Consider the following 4,164-nt stretch of genomic DNA (forward strand, 5'->3'; position numbering starts at 1 on the left):
AAGTCGGCAGATGCGGGCGTTCCGAGGATGCCGAACGGCCCGAGATGATCTCTAGCCGTTGATCTTCCGACGGGACGCGTGGCCGTTCGGATACGCGCGGGTCGCGGCATTTCAGTGCGTTGGTATGCCTACTACACGACAACGGCCCCGCCCGATCTTGCGATAGGCGGGGCCGAGTTCCCAACGTTCAGCTGCCCGACAGGGCCACGATCGGCGCCTCTGGATGACCTCACCAACCGTCTCGTCCTCAGCGGCCAGCTCCCCCCCCAGCCTCGCGGTAGCTGGCGAGCCAACCAACACGCGCGCCGCCGTTTCTCGCCTCGGCACCACTGGACGGTCAGCCGACTTCCTGGAGGGTTTCGATCATCTGGATCAGTAGCGGATTGATGAAAACCACATCATCGGTGAAACACCGTCGAACGCAGTAGCGGACTTCGCCGCGTGCGCGGCTTCGAGCCTTCCGAACACCCTTGTGATCGCGGCCTGAAGTCGGCTTGGATGGGGATGCGAGCCATCCATTGTGGCCATGTGCTCTGGGAATTCGCGCGGCTCCCCGGAGCCGGTGGTCAGTAGGAAATGACGGCGATCGTGTAAGCGTCGAGCATGACAGTGCCCGCTTCGATCGGTACTTCTCCGTCGACGGTGCTGACTCCGAGTTGCTCGAGTTCGCCTCGCCCGTCGAGGTCAGGGACGGCTACGGTGACCGTGTCGGCTGTCTTGTTGACCACCAAAAGCTTTCGGAGGCCGGAGGCACACACGAATGCCTGGGCGTGGATGCGCGGGTCCGGAAAGCCGTAGGCCCCTGTCGTGGTGGTCGCTAGAGCGTCGCCCATATCGAAGTGGCGCAGCAGTAGTGCGAGTGCGTGGTAGCGGGTGTTGGGTGCGCCGGTTTCCCAGTCGATCAGGCTGACGCCGGGGATCATGCCGGGGTAGTCCATGAATTCGGCGATGCCGACCAGGTCGATGCCGAGCTCGACGAGCTTGGCCCACAGGTAGGTCTGGACCGAGGCGCTCAGGTCCCAGTATGTGTCGGGGATGTCGGGCGCGGGGTTCATCACGTCGGCGGGGTAGGTGCCCAGTTCGTTGATGAAGGTCGCGGTGCCGGGCGTCAAGCGCTGGCGGATCGAGTCGATGAAGCGGACCTGGTCGAGGAACGCGTCGGCTTGAGCGAAAAAGATGTCGCGCCAGTGCGCGCTCGGGGCATTCCCCTCTGCACCGAAGGGGTTGACGATCTCGGGCTGGGCATAGAAGTGATAGGAGATCGCGTCGACGGGGACACCGTCGGCGTGGTTGGCCGGATCGAGGAAATGCCAGAAGTATTCCGGTTGATGGTGCACGTGGCTCAGTGACAGCCCGATGAATTTCATGTCTGGGTCCAGCGGGGCCAGCCGCGTGACGATGGCGTCGTAGAGCTCGGTGTAGAGCTCGGGTGGTATGCGATGCCCGATGTCGGGCTCGCACAGCACTTCCCAGTAGGCGAAGCGGTAGCGATGGCCCGACTCGTGCCAGTTGCCCAGCTCGTCGGTGAAGCCACCCGCGATGTACCAGCTCGCGAGCCGGTAGAAGTAGTCGGCGACTTCGGTGCAGGTGGGATCGCGCAGCTCGCTGCCCTGTTCGTAGTTCCAGTGGTTTTCGTCGAGATCCTCGGAGACCTCCACGGGCTCGGCGGTGACGAACATCCAGGTCGGGATGGTGGCGAAGTTCGCCACGACCGGTCGACCCTCGGCTGCGGCGACGAAGTCCTCGACGAAGGGATCGAGGAGTTCGAAGTTCCAGGAGGTTTGGGTGTCGGTCGGCGGGGTGAGCTCGGGGACCGCGACCCGGGGATGGGTGAACCAAGGCAGGAATCGAGCGAGATCCACGCGCAGTTCACGCAGGGCGTCGAATGCTTTGTCGTGGATCGGGGATTCGCGCCGTAGCGGTGGCGCCGTCCACAGGTGGGTGGTGAGCGTGGTGCGCGAGGTGACGGTCGTCTGCTCCCAGTCCACCTGCACGGTGGCGGGAGGTGCTGCGGCAATGGCGGGGGTGGCGCTCATGAGGTAGTTCCTTCTTCTACTGTGCGCGCGATACCGAGGGCAGGCAGGATTGCCTGGTCGACAATCGCGGCAAGGGTTTGGGCATCGGGCAGATTCCCGGTGTCGATCTGATGCTTGATCACCAGCGCTTCGCCGATATCGACGACGACAGGGGTGACCAGCCGTGCCTCGATGTGGCCGCGCTCGGCGTAGTGCTCGATGACGGTGCGGGTGAACCGGGTGCCGTGGGCGTCGAATACTTGGGTGTACAAGGCCTCGACGAGATCCGGGCGGCGCCGCCGCTCGGCGAGGATCGCCGCGACCGCCGGCGCTGTGGGTCCGGCGAGCCAGGCGGCGAGCTGCTCGAGGGACCGCAACAAATCCGCCCGCAACCCACCGCTGTCGAGGTCGACCGTTTCGACAGGATGGGAATGGGCGAGCGCGTCGAGCAGTAGCTCCTCGACCGAGGGCCAATGCCGATAGATCGATGTCTTCGCCACACCCGCCCGCCGCGAGACCCCCTCGATCGAAAGCCGCCCCAGTCCGGTCTCTGCAACCTCACCGATGACCGCCGTCCGGCAAGCGTCGAGGACATCGCCGAGGGAGCGGCGTCCGTGTTTCTCCTCAGTCTGAGCCATGTGGGCAACACTAGCTACAGAGCCGTAGCTTCGCAAGCGTAGCTACTTCAACGTTTCCTAAATGCCATCCGGGTCGACAACCCACCCGCCGTGAGCCGCGAATCGCCCAACGTCACGAGATCATTTTTTGTCGCAGCAACGACTGGGCGAAACCTGCCGACCGCGATATCTGCAGATCCAGACCTTCGCAACCCGCTGGCCCCTCCTAGGCGACGCCCGTGGAACGCGCTCAACTCGGCATGAGCGCGCGGCCGGAAGCCGTGTCGACCAAGAGATCTGGGCGACCGCCCAACGCGCGGGTCGCGGCAGATGAGTGCGTTGCGCCCGGCCGCGACATGGAATGCTCAGGACGATTTCTAGACGCATCGCAGGAAGGCACGCTGATGGTCACCGTCAACGCCCACGCTCGCCGGGAACGAATGGAGTTCGCGGAACTGCTGGACGGTCTGGCACCGGAGCAGTGGAGCATGCCCAGTCTGTGCGATCGATGGACCGTACGAGACGTGGTCGCACATACGGTCGCTTATCTCGGGCAGAGCCGCGCCCGGTTGGCCATCAATATGATCCGGACACGGTTCGACATCGACCGACTCAACGCGAGAGGACTCCGGGACTACGCCGGGTTGGAGCCCGAACAGCTCATCGGGCTCATGCGTCAGGGAGTCGAACCCTCCGGCGCGGCGGCGCTCTACGGTGGCCGCGTGGCGCTGATCGAGTGCCTGATCCATCAGCAGGACATACGCCGACCACTTGGACAACTCAGGACCATTCCCGAAGAACGGCTCCGAGTTTCGCTCAGCTACGCCCGCATCAGTCCGGTCATCGGGGGTGCGCGCCGCACCCGTGGTGTGCGGCTGCGGGCCACCGACATGAACTGGTCGGCCGGCAACGGCCCCGAGGTCCGCGGATCAGGTGAGGCGCTGCTGCTGGCGATGACAGGAAGGGCCGCAACGGTTATCGGCGAACTCGATGGTGAAGGCGTGGCGCATCTCGACTCGTCGGCGACCGATTGATCGAGTGCTTCGCCTGCCGGGCGGCACTCGCTCCGGTACAGCTCCTTGCTATTCCGAAGCTCCGCGCTGGCCGGATCGGCCAGCGCGGGAAGCGGTATGAGCGTGCGTTCCCGGTGGATCAGCCTGTCAGCCGATTCGCTCAAACCGGACTGCGCTTTGAAACCTGCCACCCTCACGGAGATCAAGTGTCATGTGCTGGCCACTCCAGACGCCGTCCACCTCAACCATGCCGAGGCCAAGGGTTCGGTGACTCCGATGATTCCGCCGAGCCCGGACTCGAAGAGCGCTGTGGTGACCAGCGCGACGAAGGAGAAGACCACGCTCACCAGAGTCCGGGGATCGGTGCTGTTGTCCCAGGTCTTCTCGGCATTGTCGGCGGGCACTTCGGGCGTGAGCGTGTACAAGGCGATGCCAGATACCTTGCCTGGCGGTCGGACCCGGGTGGGAATGACACGACGGAACGCTCGCGGTGGTCGCGAAACCTAGCCGCAGGCTACC

The 4,164-nt window shown here is 64.6% G+C and carries 4 protein-coding genes; 1 reads left to right on the plus strand and 3 read right to left on the minus strand.

The window, feature by feature from the left end; translation table 11 throughout:
• Positions 1–566 precede the first annotated feature (566 nt).
• Together NU1_RS39765 and NU1_RS39770 are read right to left on the minus strand one after the other, a co-directional pair.
• Positions 567–2,036, minus strand: a complete 1,470-nt coding sequence (locus NU1_RS39765) for a hypothetical protein (protein ID WP_067529701.1) — start codon at positions 2,034–2,036, stop codon at positions 567–569.
• On the minus strand, positions 2,033–2,653 hold the full coding sequence (locus tag NU1_RS39770) for a TetR/AcrR family transcriptional regulator (RefSeq protein ID WP_067529703.1): 621 nt from the start codon (positions 2,651–2,653) through the stop codon (positions 2,033–2,035). The genes NU1_RS39765 and NU1_RS39770 overlap by 4 nt, the downstream gene beginning before the upstream one ends.
• Positions 2,654–3,036: 383 nt before the next feature.
• On the opposite strand from NU1_RS39770, the gene NU1_RS39775 reads away from it, so the two are divergent.
• Positions 3,037–3,666 carry a maleylpyruvate isomerase family mycothiol-dependent enzyme gene (locus NU1_RS39775; protein ID WP_067529705.1) on the plus strand — a complete coding sequence of 210 codons (630 nt, stop codon included), beginning with the start codon at positions 3,037–3,039 and terminating at the stop codon, positions 3,664–3,666.
• 188 nt (positions 3,667–3,854) lie between these two features.
• Here NU1_RS39775 and NU1_RS39780 read toward each other — a convergent pair whose 3' ends face one another.
• Positions 3,855–4,070, minus strand: a complete 216-nt coding sequence (locus tag NU1_RS39780; protein WP_067529707.1) for a hypothetical protein — start codon at positions 4,068–4,070, stop codon at positions 3,855–3,857.
• Positions 4,071–4,164 lie beyond the last annotated feature (94 nt).

Source organism: Nocardia uniformis NBRC 13702, from assembly GCF_001613345.1.
In the GTDB taxonomy this organism is placed as follows: Bacteria; Actinomycetota; Actinomycetes; order Mycobacteriales; family Mycobacteriaceae; genus Nocardia; species Nocardia uniformis.